At 58.5% G+C, this 15,904-nt stretch carries 15 protein-coding genes; 9 read left to right on the top strand and 6 right to left on the bottom strand.

The window, feature by feature from the left end; translation table 11 throughout:
- Positions 1-12: 12 nt before the first annotated feature.
- The 4 genes from pyrE to fbaA all read left to right on the top strand — a co-directional run bounded on the left by pyrE (position 13) and on the right by fbaA (position 3,514).
- Positions 13-552, top strand: a complete 540-nt coding sequence (gene pyrE / locus WG915_RS03745; RefSeq protein ID WP_339564036.1) for an orotate phosphoribosyltransferase — start codon at positions 13-15, stop codon at positions 550-552.
- The gene (locus WG915_RS03740; protein ID WP_339564035.1) at positions 488-1,195 is read left to right on the top strand and encodes a TrmH family RNA methyltransferase; all 708 of its coding nucleotides are present in this window, start codon (positions 488-490) and stop codon (positions 1,193-1,195) included. Before pyrE ends, WG915_RS03740 begins: the two co-directional genes overlap by 65 nt.
- Positions 1,196-1,206: 11 nt before the next feature.
- Positions 1,207-2,373, top strand: coding sequence for a glycoside hydrolase family 76 protein (locus WG915_RS03735; RefSeq protein WP_339564034.1), 1,167 nt, complete (start codon positions 1,207-1,209; stop codon positions 2,371-2,373).
- A 106-nt stretch (positions 2,374-2,479) separates the two neighbouring features.
- Complete coding sequence (fbaA, locus tag WG915_RS03730) at positions 2,480-3,514, top strand: class II fructose-bisphosphate aldolase (RefSeq protein ID WP_339564033.1); 1,035 nt, start codon at positions 2,480-2,482, stop codon at positions 3,512-3,514.
- A 93-nt stretch (positions 3,515-3,607) separates the two neighbouring features.
- Here the strand turns inward: fbaA and WG915_RS03725 are convergent, their stop codons facing one another.
- Complete coding sequence (locus WG915_RS03725) at positions 3,608-4,384, bottom strand: hypothetical protein (RefSeq protein WP_339564032.1); 777 nt, start codon at positions 4,382-4,384, stop codon at positions 3,608-3,610.
- A 147-nt stretch (positions 4,385-4,531) separates the two neighbouring features.
- On the opposite strand from WG915_RS03725, the gene WG915_RS03720 reads away from it, so the two are divergent.
- The 4 genes from WG915_RS03720 (at position 4,532) to purT (ending at position 9,509) form a co-directional block, all read left to right on the top strand.
- A complete protein-coding gene (locus tag WG915_RS03720) occupies positions 4,532-5,653 on the top strand; it encodes an FUSC family protein (RefSeq protein ID WP_339564212.1) in 1,122 nt (373 codons plus the stop codon).
- Between the two features lie 188 nt (positions 5,654-5,841).
- Positions 5,842-7,131 carry an adenylosuccinate synthase gene (locus WG915_RS03715; RefSeq protein ID WP_339564031.1) on the top strand — a complete coding sequence of 430 codons (1,290 nt, stop codon included), beginning with the start codon at positions 5,842-5,844 and terminating at the stop codon, positions 7,129-7,131.
- Between the two features lie 352 nt (positions 7,132-7,483).
- Positions 7,484-8,239, top strand: coding sequence for a hypothetical protein (locus tag WG915_RS03710; protein WP_339564030.1), 756 nt, complete (start codon positions 7,484-7,486; stop codon positions 8,237-8,239).
- 61 nt (positions 8,240-8,300) lie between these two features.
- On the top strand, positions 8,301-9,509 hold the full coding sequence (gene purT, locus WG915_RS03705; protein WP_339564029.1) for a formate-dependent phosphoribosylglycinamide formyltransferase: 1,209 nt from the start codon (positions 8,301-8,303) through the stop codon (positions 9,507-9,509).
- Here purT and WG915_RS03700 read toward each other — a convergent pair.
- The 5 genes from WG915_RS03700 to WG915_RS03680 all read right to left on the bottom strand — a co-directional run bounded on the left by WG915_RS03700 (position 9,506) and on the right by WG915_RS03680 (position 14,351).
- Positions 9,506-10,141 carry an anaerobic ribonucleoside-triphosphate reductase activating protein gene (locus WG915_RS03700; RefSeq protein ID WP_339564028.1) on the bottom strand — a complete coding sequence of 212 codons (636 nt, stop codon included), beginning with the start codon at positions 10,139-10,141 and terminating at the stop codon, positions 9,506-9,508. The two genes, purT and WG915_RS03700, sit on opposite strands and share 4 nt — an antisense overlap.
- The gene (locus WG915_RS03695; RefSeq protein WP_445227778.1) at positions 10,119-11,867 is read right to left on the bottom strand and encodes a ribonucleoside triphosphate reductase; all 1,749 of its coding nucleotides are present in this window, start codon (positions 11,865-11,867) and stop codon (positions 10,119-10,121) included. The genes WG915_RS03700 and WG915_RS03695 overlap by 23 nt, the downstream gene beginning before the upstream one ends.
- Positions 11,868-11,962: 95 nt before the next feature.
- Entirely contained in the window at positions 11,963-12,403 is a 441-nt protein-coding gene (locus tag WG915_RS03690) for a GNAT family N-acetyltransferase (protein WP_339564026.1), read from the bottom strand.
- A 1-nt stretch (position 12,404) separates the two neighbouring features.
- Complete coding sequence (locus tag WG915_RS03685) at positions 12,405-12,872, bottom strand: GNAT family N-acetyltransferase (protein ID WP_339564025.1); 468 nt, start codon at positions 12,870-12,872, stop codon at positions 12,405-12,407.
- A 120-nt stretch (positions 12,873-12,992) separates the two neighbouring features.
- Complete coding sequence (locus WG915_RS03680; protein WP_339564024.1) at positions 12,993-14,351, bottom strand: FAD-dependent oxidoreductase; 1,359 nt, start codon at positions 14,349-14,351, stop codon at positions 12,993-12,995.
- A 203-nt stretch (positions 14,352-14,554) separates the two neighbouring features.
- Between WG915_RS03680 and pta the strand changes: the two genes are divergently transcribed.
- Entirely contained in the window at positions 14,555-15,904 is a 1,350-nt protein-coding gene (gene pta, locus WG915_RS03675; protein WP_445227777.1) for a phosphate acetyltransferase, read from the top strand.

The raw sequence follows: 15,904 nt of genomic DNA, 5'->3' as shown, positions 1-15,904 counted from the left end.
TAAGGAGCACACATGGTAAACCAAACGAAGAAGCAGCAGCTTGCCGAGCTGGTGAAGGAATTGGCCATCGTGCATGGCAAGGTGACGCTATCCTCCGGGAAGGAAGCGGATTACTACGTTGACCTGCGCCGTGCCACGCTGCACGCTCAGGCCTCACGGCTTATCGGTGAACTGCTGCGTGAGCTCACCTCCGATTGGGATTACGTCGCGGTCGGTGGACTTACCTTGGGCGCGGACCCAGTAGCAACCTCAGTGATGCACGCCGCGGGGCGCGAGATCCATGCCTTTGTGGTGCGTAAGGAAGCTAAGAAGCACGGCATGCAGCGGCGCATTGAGGGCTGTGATGTGGTTGGTCAGAAAGTACTCGTGGTGGAAGACACCACCACTACCGGCAACTCCCCGTTGACCGCGGTATCTGCCTTGCGAGAGGCCGGTGCGGAGGTCGTGGGCGTGGCCACCGTCGTGGATCGCAACACCGGCGCGGGCGATGTTATCGCAGCCGAGGGCCTGGAATACCGCTACCTTTTGGGTTTGGCTGACCTTGGACTCTGAACAAGTTAAAGGGCCCACCGAATGGTTTGAATCTCGCGTTGGTGTTGGGCCCTGGGAGGGTGAATGGCCAAGCGATTCCAAGTTTGATCCTGAGCTGCTTGCGCAGGGCGATAAGCGGAATGTTGTGGACCAGTATCGCTATTGGACGCGCGAGGCAATCGTCGCTGACATCGATACACGGCGACACCCGCTCCACATCGCCATTGAGAATTTCGAGCACGATGCCAATATCGGCACTGTGGTGCGCACGGCAAATGCCTTTGCGGTGGATACCGTGCACATCGTGGGAAAGAAGCGGTGGAATCGGCGTGGAGCGATGGTCACGGACCGCTATCAGCACCTAATGCACCACGCAACAGTGGACGAGCTCATTAGTTGGGCGCGCGCGCAGGAGCTGACCATCGTGGCGATCGATAACACCCCGGGGTCAATCCCGCTAGAAACAGCGAGCCTGCCGCACAAATGCCTGTTACTGTTTGGTCAGGAAGGGCCGGGGGTCACGCAAGCGGCGCGCGAAGGAGCGCTCATGACGTGCTCCATCGCGCAATTCGGTTCCACCCGATCTATTAACGCAGGTGTTGCTGCCGGGATCGCCATGCACGCATGGATCCGGCAACATGCATCTCTTGAGAACGCTTGGTGAGGAGTCAGCCAATGGAAGAAAAATGGTCCCATAGGGCGGATCTCGCCGAGTCGGCGATCACCGACCGGCACGCGCGGAAACTGTGGGGGATCCCGAAAACAAATCTCGCTGTCATTAGCTGGCCAGCAACTACCAAAGACGAGTTGTTCCTGCGCTGGCACTACTGGTGGCAGGCTCACTACCTGGACTGCCAGATTGATGCCGCCCTGCGGCGCCCGACGAAGAAGCGTAAGAAGCGCATCCGGGAAACGATGCGGGGAATCCGCTTGCGCAATATTCGCAACCTGACTGTCAATCGCTACTATGACGACAAGTCGTGGCTCGCCCTTGCCGCGGGCCGTTGGCAGCGGGCGTCGAAAAGCAAGAACCTGCGTTCCCTCGAGAACAATATCGCGGCAGGCATTGACACCTTGACCGGAGTGCTGCCGTGGCGGACTAATGAGACTTTCTACAACGTGCCCACTAATGGCCCCGCGGCCATTATGTTCGCGCGGATCGGGAAAATTGCCAAGGCGCGCGTACTTACCGACTGGGTTTTTGACAACCTCATCGACGAAAAAGGCTTGGTCATGGACGGTATCCGTATGCGGATGCACGGTCCAGAGGTAGTCCGCTATATCCACCCGTACTGCCAGGGTGTCATGATGGGTGCCTGCCTGGAGATCGCCGAGGGGATCCTCGCACACGAGGGAATCAAGGATCTTGCGACGCTTGATGACGCCGAACGTGCCCACGACGCCTACGCCTACATTGCCCGTGTCCGCGAACTTGTTTCCGCGGTAGAAACCCATCTGGCCACCCCAGAAGGCGTGATCAATTGCGAAACTTTCGGCGGCGACGGTGGACTGTTCAAGGGAATCTTGGCGCGCTACCTTGCCGACGTAGCAGTACGCCTTCCCGGGGACTCCCAGGCCACCCGGGAGACAAAGCGGAAAGCCGCACGACTGGTGAGCGCCTCTGCGCTTTCGGTATGGAACCACCGGCTGGAAATCGATGGCCTTCCGGTATTCCCATCAGACTGGACGCGGGATGCCCAGGTTCCGAAGAGCAGCGCCTACTCAGGTTCCGTCAGCGGCGCTGTGCTGGGTTCTGCGGTGCCGGAACGAGACCTTTCTGTACAGCTTTCGGGATGGATGCTGCTAGAAGCAGCCGCTAAGGTGACCGCTGTAGAAAAATAGGTGTGGGAGCGATACCTCCAAATGCGTGGACCACAGCACGGCGCCGGTTTTACGGGCATAATCGGAAAGTAGGTAATTTTTCCAACCAACCTGGAGGTCCCAGACTATGCCTATTGCAACTCCCGAGGTCTACAACGAGATGCTCGATCGCGCTAAAAAGGGTGGCTTTGCCTACCCAGCGATCAACTGCACGTCTTCTGAAACCATCAATGCAGCCCTGAAGGGTTTTGCGGAGGCAGAGTCTGACGGCATCATCCAGTTCTCTACCGGTGGCGCAGAGTTCGGCTCCGGTCTTGCCGTAAAGAACAAAGTCGCCGGTGCTGTTGCACTCGCAGCTTTCGCACACGAGGCTGCGAAGAACTACGGCATCAACGTTGCGCTGCACACCGACCACTGCCAGAAGGAAGTCCTCGACGAGTACGTCCGCCCACTGATGGCGATCTCCCAGGAGCGCGTCGACCGTGGCGAGCTGCCACTGTTCCAGTCCCACATGTGGGACGGTTCTGCCGTGCCAATCGACGAGAACCTAGAGATCGCCCAGGAGCTGCTGGCAAAGGCTAAGGCCGCCAACATCATCCTTGAGGTTGAGATCGGCGTTGTCGGTGGCGAAGAAGACGGCGTTGAAGCTAAGGCTGGCGCTAACCTGTACACCTCCGCTGAAGACTTTGAGAAGACCATCGATGCCATCGGCACCGGCGAAAAGGGACGCTACCTGCTGGCCGCTACCTTCGGCAACGTCCACGGCGTGTACAAGCCAGGCAACGTCAAGCTCCGCCCAGAGGTGCTGCTGGAAGGCCAGCAGGTCGCCCGCAAGAAGCTGGGCCTCGGCGACGACGCGCTGCCTTTCGACTTCGTATTCCACGGTGGCTCCGGCTCCGAGAAGGAAAAGATCGAAGAGGCACTGCGCTATGGTGTCATCAAGATGAACGTCGATACTGATACCCAGTACGCTTTCACCCGCCCAATCGCTGCGCACATGTTCTCCAACTTTGACGGTGTGCTCAAGATCGACGGCGAAGTTGGCAACAAGAAGGCCTACGACCCACGCTCCTACCTGAAGAAGGCTGAGCAGAGCATGGCTGAGCGCATTATCGAGGCTTGCCAGGACCTGCACTCCGTAGGAACCTCGGTTTCCAAGTAAGCTAAGCTGCAACAAAAGTGTGCCCCGGGATTTTTCCCGGGGCACACTTCTTTAGGCAGTGCCGGTCCAGCGACTGCACGCTGGTGTGGCCAGTTAAGGGCGCACCACCTGTAGGTCGCGGAGATGGCGGTAAAACGTCGCACGCTCGACAGGGCGTTTGCGGGATTCGCCGTCGATAAGCACGCGCAGGTTGCGTCCGCCCGCCTGCAGCGCACGACCTGTTGCCAGGCTGCGGAGGTCGTATTCGCTGCGAATCCGAGCACGCTGCCGCACCTTCTTCACAGCCGCTATGCCGGGTGCATCGGTGGTGGGGACGAGCCGGACCCCGAAGTTGTCGCTCTGCTGTTGCGTGTGCAGCAGAACATGGTCATCAACGATGACCTCCCCGGTAACCTCGCCGCCATCCCAGTCGACGATGGCCGCGGATCCTGCCACCGCAATGCCGGCATCATCGCGGATGAGCGGAGCGGGCTGGACTTCGCCCTCAAGCGCAAAGTCCAAACCCGGGAGCTTCCAATTCTCGGCGGCAATGGACGGCCCAGTCGGGGCGAAAGCGACCTCAATCCACATGTCGTCTTGGCGCATCAGGCGAGTGAGCACTGCGGACAGTGCGGCGTCGTTGCCGCGCACCACCAAGCGCACGCTTGTCGACGGCCGCTGCGGCGCCAACTGCGGAGCGCCCAAGGGCTTCACATCGGGTTGTTGCTGAATCTCCGCGAGTGAGGGCGTCGGATCGCTCTCCAGTGCGCTCCGAGCGATTGGTTCAAGGAAGCGCAGATCTCGCTGAGAAGGAATGGTGGGCAACTCGATAGTGTCCACGCGTGTCCGGTGCGGCGGTGCCTGGCCACACTGCAGGATGATTCGTCGCATAGCCAACAATTTTACTTTGTGGCTCGCAAAGTACGCAGCTGAGGGCATAAAAGTGCGGTCAACGGGGGAACAACAGCGGGCGGTGGGACAAGGCGTATAAGCTGGGCAAGCGTGAGAAGCAAGCAGAAAGCCGCAACGGCGTTAACGATCGGCCGCCTTCGTGAAGGTTTTGAGCGAGTGCGCACCTCGTGGCTGTACATAGTGCAGCTGGGGCTCGCGGCTGGCCTTTCCTACTGGATCGGCGTGCACCTCATTGGACACCCACAACCGTTCTTCGCCCCGATGGCTACGATCATTGTGCTGTCCGCTACCGGCGGTGACCGCATGCGGCGAGCCTTTGAGCTCGTTTTAGGCGTCGGTATTGGCGTGGGGTTGGGGGACTTGTTGATCAACTATTTTGGTGCCGGGGTGTGGCAAATTGCGGTCGGGGTAGTGATCTCAGTGACTGCGGTGATGTTCGTTGATAAAGGCGTGTTGGCCGCGAATCAGGCCGCTTTCGCTTCGGTCCTCATCGCAACCATTCTTCCTCCTGGAACTTCGGGTGGCATGGACCGCATGGTCGATGCGTTTATCGGCGGGGTAGTGGGCATCGTGGTCATGGCCTTGCTTCCCCAATCGCCACTGAAGGGCGGTAGGCGCGAGATCGCCCGCATTTTGGGCTTGACGTCTGCGGTCCTGGCGGACGTCGCCGATGCGATGGATCATGGTGATTCGAAGCAGCTCGCCGCGGCGCTGCAAAAGGCGCGCGGCACCCAAGGCGCGATCAACAACATGATCAACACCGCCAACTCCAGTAGGGAAGTAGTGAATGCCTCACCGCTGATGTGGAAACGTCGCCGCGAGCTGCGTTCCATCCTCCGGGTGCTCAACCCGGTGGATAACGCGATGCGCAATACCCGGGTGTTGGCTCGGCGTGCGGTGGTGCTTCTCGACGACCAAGAACCCCTCTCGCAGGGGCAGATGGAACTGATTCATGAGCTTGCCGAAATTTCCCACGACCTGTCAGAGGTGTTTTGGTACCGGACTGATGCGTCCATGGCTCCGGAGCTGCCACAGTTAGCGAACAGGCTGCGCAAGTTGGCGGCACAGGCCGCACCAGATTTGGCTGACCCGGACGCGTTCTCCACCCTGATGATTCTGGGGCAAACGCGTTCCTTGATCGTGGATTTGCTGCAGGTATGTGGGCTGTCTCGTCGCTCTGCAGTGGCGGCACTCGTGCCTACTTCATCACATCCAGGCTTCCCTCCCGAGGTCATCGAGGACCTGTAACTCGGTGTCCTGAGCTGCTATGAAGTAGCCCAGGAGTTGGAAAACAGTTTTCACCCACTGGTGTCGGCGCAACTCAGGTCATGGCCCGCATGAATTTGGAGATCCTTCACAGCATGTAGAATTAGTTAACGTCTTATGCGCCCCTAGATGTGGGACGCTACTCGAGTTGATCGGAAGTGACGTTAACTATGGCTGCAATCGTGATTGTCGGCGCCCAATGGGGCGATGAAGGCAAGGGCAAAGCCACGGATATCCTTGGCGGCCTCGTCGATTATGTTGTGAAGCCAAACGGTGGTAACAACGCAGGTCACACCGTTGTTGTCGGCGGTGAAAAGTATGAGCTCAAGCTCCTGCCAGCTGGTGTGTTGAGTGAAAATGCTACCCCAGTACTGGGCAATGGCGTCGTGATCAACCTGGAAGCGCTTTTTGAAGAAATGGATGGCCTCATCGCACGTGGCTGCGATGCTGGCCGGTTGCGTATTTCCGCAAACGCACACGTGGTAGCGCCATACCACCAGGTCCTCGACCGAGTCCAAGAACGCTTCCTGGGCAAACGCGCAATCGGCACAACAGGCCGTGGCATCGGTCCAACCTACGCAGACAAAGTGGCTCGCGTGGGCATCCGCATCCAGGACATCTTTGATGAGTCCATTCTGCGGCAAAAGGTGGAATCTGCACTGGACGTTAAGAACCAGATGCTGGTGAAGATGTACAACCGCAAGTCCATCGTCGCAGAGGAAATCGTGCAGTACTTCCTCAGCTACCAAGAGCGCCTACGTCCGATGATCATTGAGGCGGAGCTTGAACTCAACAAGGCCCTTGACGCTGGCAAGAATGTCCTCATGGAGGGCGGCCAAGCCACAATGCTGGACGTTGACCACGGGACTTACCCATTCGTGACGTCTTCCAACCCGACGGCAGGTGGCGCCTGTGTCGGTTCCGGCATCGGGCCAACTCGCATCACGCACTCGCTGGGCATCATCAAGGCCTACACCACCCGCGTTGGTGCCGGTCCGTTCCCGACCGAACTCTTTGACAAGTGGGGCGAATACCTGCAGACCACAGGCGGTGAGATCGGCGTTAACACCGGCCGAAAGCGTCGTTGTGGCTGGTACGACTCCGTCATCGCCCGCTACTCCTCTCGCGTCAACGGGTTCACGGACCTGTTCCTGACCAAACTGGACGTGCTCACCGGTATCGGCGAGATCCCTATCTGCGTCGCTTATGACGTCGACGGCAAGCGATTCGACGAGATGCCGGTGACGCAATCCGACTTCCACCATGCACAACCGATCTTTGAGACGATGCCAGCATGGGACGAAGACATCACCGACTGCAAGACTTTCGCAGATTTGCCGCAGAAGGCGCAGGATTATGTCCTGCGCTTGGAGGAGCTCTCCGGCTGCCGCATCTCCTACATCGGTGTCGGCCCAGGTCGCGACCAGACAATCGTGCGGCATGACGTGATGGCCGACTAGTTCCCCAGATGATTGCACTACAGCACGTTTAGAAGGCAGCTCCCGCGATATGAATCGTGGGAGCTGCCTTCTAGTTTCAATGCCGTCGCGAATAGGTCATTACGCAGGCCACTGAGTTGGCACGGCATGGTGACCAGATAGGATTGATTTAGCACTTAGGTGGAGCTGATTTTAGGTGTGCTGGACATCTTCGAGATAAGTCGACAATAGTCCCTGACCAGCAAACACTGAGAGATCACCGTGTTTTCCACGATCAATCGGGCGAATGCTACTGCCGGTTGGTTGCCAGATCGATGCTGGCTGGGCCCAAACGGCCTGCGGGTGTCACGCAGCCAGCAACCTCAAGGGAGCTATGTACAAATTCAAACGGTGGCGCGTGCTTCTTGACGCGATGGTGCTTTTACTAGTGGTATTCAACTGGGTAGTAGTCTTGGCTTTCCCTCCCAAGGAAAACATTCATACTTTTAATGGCGAGCCAATTCAGATCGTGGTGATCTGCACAAACCTCTTCATTCTTGTCGCTGCGCTCTTCGCAAGCACCAAGCAGCTGTCCTGGCGAAACATTGGCCTACTGGCAGCATTCATTCTGCTGGACGTGGGGATGGGTAAAACCTTCTGGCACACCGGCATTCCGCTGTACCTCGACACCATCGGTTGCATCGCGGCAGCTTTGCTCTTGGGTACTCGCTTCGGGGTCGCGTGCTCGGCATCCTACTATTTGATTTTGGCACTATGGGATCCTGGCATGCTGCTCTTCGCCCCGCTCAATATGGTGGTTGCCATTATTGCGGGCAAATCTCACGAGTTGGGTGGCATGGCTAACCTCGTTCCGGTACTTATCAACGGCCTGTTCACGGGACTGCTCACTTCGCTACTCGCAGCACCGCTCAACATCACCCTCTTAGGGCCGATTATTAGGCAGGGGCAGCCGAGCACTGCGCAGTTACTAAATGAGATCCGCTACACCACCATCGGCTTTCAGGACGGCTTTGGTTTCAGCGACCCACTGGATAAGACCCTCACGTTCCTCATTGCCTATATTCTTGTCGTGTGGTTGCCACAGACGTGGCTTAAGCACCATAGGAACGCTGGTGTGGACTTAACCTGAAGTTCAAAACCCGCGGTTCGCAACTGGCCCGTCCGCGCCTTTGGGGGCTTATACTTTTCCCATGTACACTCCGGAAAAAATCGGCACCCCACTGTCCCCAAACGCCACCCGAGTCATGCTGCTTGGCTCCGGCGAACTCGGCAAAGAAGTAACCATCGCGCTACAGCGACTAGGCGTTGAAGTTCATGCCGTGGACCGCTACGCCAATGCTCCTGCGCACCAGGTGGCGCATTCTTCATACGTGATCGATATGACTTCTGTTCAAGCCGTGGAGGAGCTGATCGAACAGGTCAAGCCTGACTTTGTGGTTCCGGAGATCGAAGCCATTGCCACCGAGGCCCTCGCCGCTGTGGAAGAAGCTGGCACTGCCACAGTGATCCCCACTGCGCGGGCTACCCAGCTGACCATGAACCGAGAAGGCATTCGCTGCCTGGCAGCCGAGGAACTTGGCTTGCCAACGTCCAAGTACGAATTTGCGTCTACTTTCGAGGAGTTCTCAGCAGCTGTTGAGCGCATCGGCTATCCCTGCGTAATCAAGCCAGTGATGAGTTCTTCCGGAAAAGGACAGTCGGTGGTGCATTCCGCCGAAGATATTCAAGGCTCTTGGGAATATGCGATGTCCGGTGGCCGAGTGGACTCGGGTCGCGTCATCATCGAGTCCTTTGTGAAGTTCGATTATGAGATCACTCTGCTTACCGTTCGGTCAATTGACCCGGCTACTGGCAAGGATGCCACCTGGTTCTGTGAGCCCATCGGCCACCGGCAGGTGGACGGCGACTACGTGGAGTCGTGGCAGCCGATGCCGATGTCTGAGGTAGCCCTAGAGAACGCTCGTTCAGTAGCGGCTCGGATCACCGGTGCCCTGGGCGGCCGCGGCGTGTTCGGGGTGGAGCTCTTCATCGATGGTGATGATGTCTATTTCTCCGAGGTTTCACCTCGACCACACGATACTGGCCTGGTAACGCTGGCCTCGCAGCGCTTCTCCGAGTTTGAACTGCATGCACGCGCTATCCTCGGCTTGCCTGTTGATGTCACTCTCACCTCGCCGGGCGCATCCGCCGTCATTTATGGTTCCTCTGAGGGGCCGGTGCAGTACTCGGGCGTGGCCGAGGCCCTAGCCGTGCCGGAAGCTGACCTGAGGCTCTTCGGTAAGCCACTCGCGGGCAGCAAACGCCGAATGGGTGTGGCAGTTGCTACTGGAGAATCCGTCGAGGCTGCGCGGGATCGCGCCACCACGGCCGCTCAAGCGGTTACCGTGGCAGAGCACTAGCCTCGAAACTGGCCCGTAGCATCGACGTTGCGGGCCTGTTGTACCACCAGATCTACGCCGTAGCTCTGGACTCGCTCGCGAAGCTGCGGCACATGGCGCTCGATCGTGGAACCTCGCCACACGGTGGTGCGTACTTGGAGATCCACCCCGGCAGCTTGCAGCCGTGACAGTGTTTCCCAACACCCCTCCGCCGCACGTGGCGCTATGCCTAGTTCTTCCTGGCAGTCCTCCGGCAACCCCTTGACATCGAGCCCGACCCAATCCGGGGTGGTGGCCGAAGACTCGAGCAACGCCTTCATCGCCGAGGGGCGGTACCCGCAAGTATGTAACCCAACGGGAAAACCAGCGGCGTGGACTGCAGAAATTGCCTCTCCTAGCCCCGCGTGCATGGTGGGCTCCCCGCCGGAAATGACCAGGGCGTCGATAAGCCCGCGTCGCTTTTCCAGCAGCGGCAGCACCGATTCGAAGGGCTGCCCGCCGCCGACGGTTTGAAGCGCAGGGTTGTGGCAATAAGGGCATGCCAGCGGGCAGCCCTGAGTGAATGCCGTGACCGTGAGATGGCCGGGCCAGTCCGTGGCGGAGAAGGGGATAACTCCAGCCAGGGGCAGGCTAATGGAAGTAGACCCGCTCACGGAATTCGCCCTTCTTGCCGGTGTTGAAGCTGGCCACCGGCCGGAAATAACCCATTACGCGCGTCCAGACCTCGGTCTCGCGACCGCAGTGGCATTCCGGTACCTCACCGGCGAGATAGCCGTGGGAAGGACAGATGGAATAGGTCGGAGTGATCGTGATGTACGGCAGACGGAAGCGAGACAAGGCACGCCGAACCAGCAATGCGGCTTCGTCACCGGTTGTGAGCGCTGCGCCCATGTAGAGGTGCAGCACTGTACCGCCGGTGTACTGGGTCTGCAGTTCCTCCTGTAGCTCGAGTGCCTCAAAGGGGTCAGGCGTGTGTGCGACAGGCAGCTGCGTTGAGTTGGTGTAATAAGGCTGGTCCGGGGTGCCGGCCTGGATAATGTCAGGATAAAGCTGCTGGTCAACGCGAGCAAAACGGTAAGTAGTGCCCTCCGCAGGCGTGGCCTCTAGGTTATACAGATGTCCGGTGGCCTCCTGCGCCGCGACGAGCAGATCATTAATGTGCTGCAGAAGTCGAAGTGCCAGTTCCGGATCGGACGCGACGGTTTCGCCATTGAAGTTTCGGATCATCTCGTTGACACCATTGACGCCAATGGTGGAGAAGTGATTATCCAAGGTCGGCAGCCAGCGGGCGGTGTAGGGGTATAGGCCCGCATCCAGCAGGTTCGCCACCGTAGCGCGTCGGCGCTCCAGCGTATCGACGCCGATAGCCACCAGACGGGAGACCTCGCTCAGCAGCTCTTCTTCGCTTTCGCAGCGGTAGCCCAGTCGCGCGCAATTCAGCGTGACTACTCCGATGGAGCCGGTGTGCTCAGCGCTGCCAAACAGCCCATTGCCGCGCTTGAGGAGCTCACGCAGGTCTAGCTGCAGGCGACAGCACATCGAGCGGATCATGCCAGGATCCAACTCAGAGTTGACGAAGTTCTGGAAGTAAGGCAGGCCGTACTTAGCGGTCATTTCGAAGAGCGCTGCTGCGTTCTCCGAATCCCAGTCGAAGTCCTTAGTGATGTTGTACGTAGGGATCGGGAAGGTGAATGGACGACCATCGGCATCACCTTCGGAGAGAACCTCGATGAAGGCGCGGTTGATCAGGTCCATCTCGGCATGGAGGTCCCCGTAGGTGAAGTCGCACACGGTATCGCCGATCAACGGGTGCTCGGTGCGCAGATCCTCTGGGCAGGTCCAGTCGAGGGTGACATTGGTGAACGGGGTCTGGGTTCCCCAGCGTGAAGGCACATTGAGGTTATAGACAAACTCCTGGAAACACTGCTTGATCTGGTCATAGTTGAGGTTGTCTACCCGTACATAGGGCGCCAGATACGTGTCTACGGAGGAGAATGCCTGGGCACCGGCCCATTCATTTTGGAGCGTGCCCAGGAAGTTCACCATTTGGCCCAGGGCGCTCGATAGGTGCTCTGGTGGGCGGGAGGAAATCGCGCCGGGAACACCGCCGAAGCCCTCGGTAAGTAGTTGTCGGAGAGACCAGCCGGCACAGTATCCGCCGAGCATGTCCAGGTCATGAATGTGGATGTCGCCCTCGCGATGCGCGATGGCTGCTTCCTCGCTGAAGATGTTATCGAGCCAGTAGTTGGCGATCATCTTGCCGGAAGCGTTGAGGATGAGCCCACCGAGCGAGTAGTCCTGGTTGGCGTTCGCATTGACGCGCCAGTCTTCGCGCGACAGGTATTCATTGATGGTATGGGTGGGGTCGATTAGAGTCACGCTCACTACCATAAGGCCGAATTACAACGGTGTAAGCGTGAGATTTATCCCGGGAACTTTTTGTCTCACCTGAGCGACGGCGGTAGTTTCCGCAGCTAGACGCGCTCGCTACCTTCGCGAAGCCGCATCGGAGTATGAGGAATCCCATCCCAATCGAATTCGGGACCAGAGGGCTGGAATCCGAAAGCCGCATAATAATCCACGAGTGGGGACTGTGCGGTGAGCACGGCCGGCCCCTCACACAGCGCGAGACATGTCTGCATAATCTGTGTGGCCAATCCTGAGCCCCGGTAGGGCGGTGCTACGCAAAGCCGACCGATGTGCCAGGTGTGTCCTTCCGCGTCAGGAAAAACACGTGCAGCGCCGGCCAGCGATGGGCCGTCGAAAGCTAGGACATGCCGAGTTGAAGCCAGTGCGTCGACCTCATCAATTTCTTCGTAGGCGCATTGTTGCTCTACGACGAAAATGTCAACGCGCAGCTTAAAAAGCTGAAAGCACTGATAGGGAGTTAATTCAGCGAGGGGGGACGTCAGCACACTAGTGCAACTTCATCATTGGGGTCAGAGTGATGTCTGCGAAGGGGTATTCCTCGGCGATCTTGCGGAAGCCGAACTTTTCGTACCAGCGCACCAGGGGAGTACGTGCGTCGAGGACCAAGTTCTTTTCTGGGAAGGTTTCGTCGGCGTAGTTAATGGTGTACTCCATCAGATTCTTAGCCAGACCCGTACCGCGTTCTGATTCTGCGACGCAGACACGTCCTAAGCGCATGACATCTTGGCCTTCTACAGCATCTTCATACACCCGAATGTTGCCGAGGAGCTCCTCTTTATTCTGAGATGACCACACCAGGATGTGCTTAGTGGAGGGCAGGACATCAATTTCATCGACCTCTTTGTAAGCCGTGTTTTGCTCGTGTACAAAAATGCCCACGCGCAGCTTATAGATTTCATGAACCTCAAGCGCGCTGAGGTCTTTGAGCTGCGAAACTTGCATGTGGTAATCCATGCGCGCGAGTCTAATTGTGAAAAACCGTGCCTCGCCACGAAAATTACAAAAAGCCGGCGAAAACCACAGGGCCGAAGCTGAAAATGTGGTTATCGCCGGCAAAATAGCAGATCGACGGGGCTATTGATTCCCGCGCGCGTGCTTTAACATTTCGTCCCATTCGACGATCTTTTTGCGCTCGCGTCCTTCGGATTCGCCTAGTGCCTTCTCGGCGGCATCTAGTTGGTACCAACCGTCCCAGGTGGTGTACGCGACTCCGCGCTTATCCAGGAACTCCGTGACTGCGTCCAGAGATGGCGAGGAAGGTGCGGTCAGAGTGCCGGCAGCGTAGTCAGCCAGGAGCATGTCGGTGGTTTCCTTGGCATCGGATTTGGTGTTGCCGATGAGACCAACTGGGCCACGTTTGATCCAGCCGGTGGCGTACAGGCCAGGAACGATCTCCCCGGCGTGGGTAATGACATGGCCACCGTCGTTACGGATGACGTTGCGGCTGGCGTCGAAAGGCACTTCCGGCATCTCGTCGGACTTGTAGCCCACGGCGCGGTACACGGATTGGACCGGCCACTCGGTGAAGGTACCGGTTCCGGTGACCCCGCCGTTGCCGTCGAGCTGCATGCGCTCAGTCTTGAGTCCGGTGACCTTGCCGTCCGCGCCGATGATCTCCACTGGGGACTCGAAGAAGTGAATGTACAGCTTGTGCGGCGCGCCCTTTGGTTCGCGCATCGCATAACCTTCAAGCGTCTGGCACACCAGGTCTACGGACTTCGAATCGCGACGGGCCTGCTCTGAGGCGGCATCGTAGTCAATGTCTTCTGGGTCGACGATTACCTCGATGTTCGGGGAGTGATCCAGTTCCTTCAGTTCCAGCGGGGTGAACTTGGCCTGCGCTGGGCCGCGGCGTCCGAAGACGTGCACTTCCGTGGCCTGGTTGGACTTCAAGGTCTCATAGACGTTGTCGGGGATCTCCGTGACGTGGAGTTCATCGGCAGTCTTTGCCAGGATGCGTGCGACATCCAAACCAACATTGCCTACGCCAATCACGGCGGTGGATGTAGCCGAGAGGTCCCAGGTGCGTTTGAAGTTGGGGTTGCCGTCGTAGAAACCGACGAAGTCAGCAGCGCCGTAGGAGCCCTCGAGGTCGATGCCCGGGATTTGGAGGTCACGGTCGAGCGTAGCGCCAGTGGAGAAGACGATCGCGTCATAGAACTCGCGGAGTTCTTCAACGGTGATGTCTTTGCCGATTTCAATGTTGCCCAGCAGGCGAAGTTCATCACGGTCGAGAACGCGGTGGAGGGAATTCACGATGCCCTTGATGCGAGGATGATCGGGTGCGACACCGTAGCGGATCAAGCCGAAAGGTGCCGGCATGCGCTCATACAGATCGATCAATACCTCTTGGCCCGACTTCATCAAGATGTCGGAAGCGTAGATGCCGGCAGGGCCGGCGCCGATTACAGCAACGCGAAGCGGTCGAGACATAGGTGGATAGCGTCCTTAAAAATAGAGTTCAGTTAGTGCATTTAGTCTACGGCAGCAGCTGCGGGGACCCAATCTCCCGCGCGAAAATTCCATCAATAAAAGGCGCGAATGTGTCGAAACGCAACACCTGAAGTAGAATCGCGTTGAGAATCACACCTATTACCTAAATGTGCCATTTAACAAAGTTTGCAGAAAGGACTCACGTGACTAAATCGGTCCTCCTAACGTCCGTCGGTAGGACGCTTGACGGCTTCGATATCGATGCCCTCGCTCACGCCTACAACCTGAAGGTTCGCCCGCTTATCGACGGCGTCGCCGAGCTTTCCGAAGTGCTGGCGTCCCGCCCCTTGACTGAAGGACCCGTCCTTCTTCTCGGTACCGGCTCCATTGACTACGATGCTAAGGCTGCCGCCGCATTGGGAGTCGGAATGATCATCCTCGCCGACGAGCGCACCCCGCGCGCCGACCTCTCCGTGACACACGCCGAGGACCTTGGCGCCACCGTTCTTGGTGTCTTCAGCGAAGGCCAAGAACTACCGGCAATTGACCAAGATGTAGAACCAGTCATGAGCGCCGAGGTATTCGAGGCGTGGCTGCTGGAACGCGCCAAGAACGCCAACTCTCATGTCGTGCTCCCAGAGGGCGACGATGACCGCATCCTCCAAGCAGCTCACGCCCTGCTGGTCGATGACACCGTGCGCCTGACCATCCTCGGCGATCCAGCTGCCATCAACAGCCGCGCCGCCGAACTCGGCTTGGACCTGTCCAAGGCTTCGTTGGTCGATCACCTCACCACGCCACTAGCCGAGGAATTCGCCGCTGACTTCCACGAGCTGCGCAAGCACAAGGGCGTCACGGAAGAACAAGCTCGCGAAACGATGCGGGACATTTCCTACTTCGCCACGATGATGGTGCAAAAGGGCCTTGCTGACGGCATGGTCTCCGGTGCTAACCACACCACTGCACACACGATCAAGCCTTCCTTCCAGATCATCAAGACTGTGCCAGAGGCCTCTGTGGTCTCTTCCATCTTCCTTATGGTCATGCGCGGACGCCTGTGGGCTTTCGGCGACTGTGCCGTGAACCCGAACCCAACTGCGGATCAGCTCGGCGAAATCGCCGTTGTTTCCGCGCGCACCGCGGCGCAGTTCGGCATTGAGCCACGCGTGGCCATGCTGTCCTACTCCACCGGTACCTCCGGCTCTGGCCCTGACGTAGACCGCGCCACTGCGGCCGTCGCAAAGGCTCATGAGTTGGATCCAGAACTCACTGTCGACGGTCCGCTGCAGTTCGACTCCGCTGTCGACCCATCCGTCGCCGCTAAGAAGATGCCGGATTCCGCTGTCGCTGGCAAGGCAAATGTGTTCATCTTCCCAGACCTTGAGGCCGGCAACATTGGCTACAAGACTGCGCAGCGCACCGGGCACGCACTTGCAGTGGGCCCGATTCTGCAGGGACTGAACAAGCCTGTGAACGACCTTTCCCGCGGGGCGACCGTCGCGGACATCATCAATACCGTTGCTATCACCGCCATTCAGGCTGGAGGAAAATAA

It is taken from the genome of Corynebacterium sp. H128, from assembly GCF_037482625.1.
Taxonomy (GTDB): domain Bacteria; phylum Actinomycetota; class Actinomycetes; order Mycobacteriales; family Mycobacteriaceae; genus Corynebacterium.
This window is presented reverse-complemented; position numbering and strand designations above follow the sequence as displayed.

What these genes read in the sequence shown, in the direction of transcription:
- WG915_RS03725 (WP_339564032.1), bottom strand. Translation starts at nt 4,384, where the DNA reads ATGCGACGAATCATCCTGCAGTGTGGCCAGGCACCGCCGCACCGGACA.
- WG915_RS03680 (WP_339564024.1), bottom strand. Translation starts at nt 14,351, where the DNA reads ATGTCTCGACCGCTTCGCGTTGCTGTAATCGGCGCCGGCCCTGCCGGC.
- WG915_RS03715 (WP_339564031.1), top strand. Translation starts at nt 5,842, where the DNA reads ATGGCTGCAATCGTGATTGTCGGCGCCCAATGGGGCGATGAAGGCAAG.
- WG915_RS03735 (WP_339564034.1), top strand. Translation starts at nt 1,207, where the DNA reads ATGGAAGAAAAATGGTCCCATAGGGCGGATCTCGCCGAGTCGGCGATC.
- WG915_RS03740 (WP_339564035.1), top strand. Translation starts at nt 488, where the DNA reads ATGTTATCGCAGCCGAGGGCCTGGAATACCGCTACCTTTTGGGTTTGG.
- fbaA (WP_339564033.1), top strand. Translation starts at nt 2,480, where the DNA reads ATGCCTATTGCAACTCCCGAGGTCTACAACGAGATGCTCGATCGCGCT.
- pyrE (WP_339564036.1), top strand. Translation starts at nt 13, where the DNA reads ATGGTAAACCAAACGAAGAAGCAGCAGCTTGCCGAGCTGGTGAAGGAA.
- purT (WP_339564029.1), top strand. Translation starts at nt 8,301, where the DNA reads ATGTACACTCCGGAAAAAATCGGCACCCCACTGTCCCCAAACGCCACC.
- WG915_RS03710 (WP_339564030.1), top strand. Translation starts at nt 7,484, where the DNA reads ATGTACAAATTCAAACGGTGGCGCGTGCTTCTTGACGCGATGGTGCTT.
- WG915_RS03685 (WP_339564025.1), bottom strand. Translation starts at nt 12,872, where the DNA reads ATGGATTACCACATGCAAGTTTCGCAGCTCAAAGACCTCAGCGCGCTT.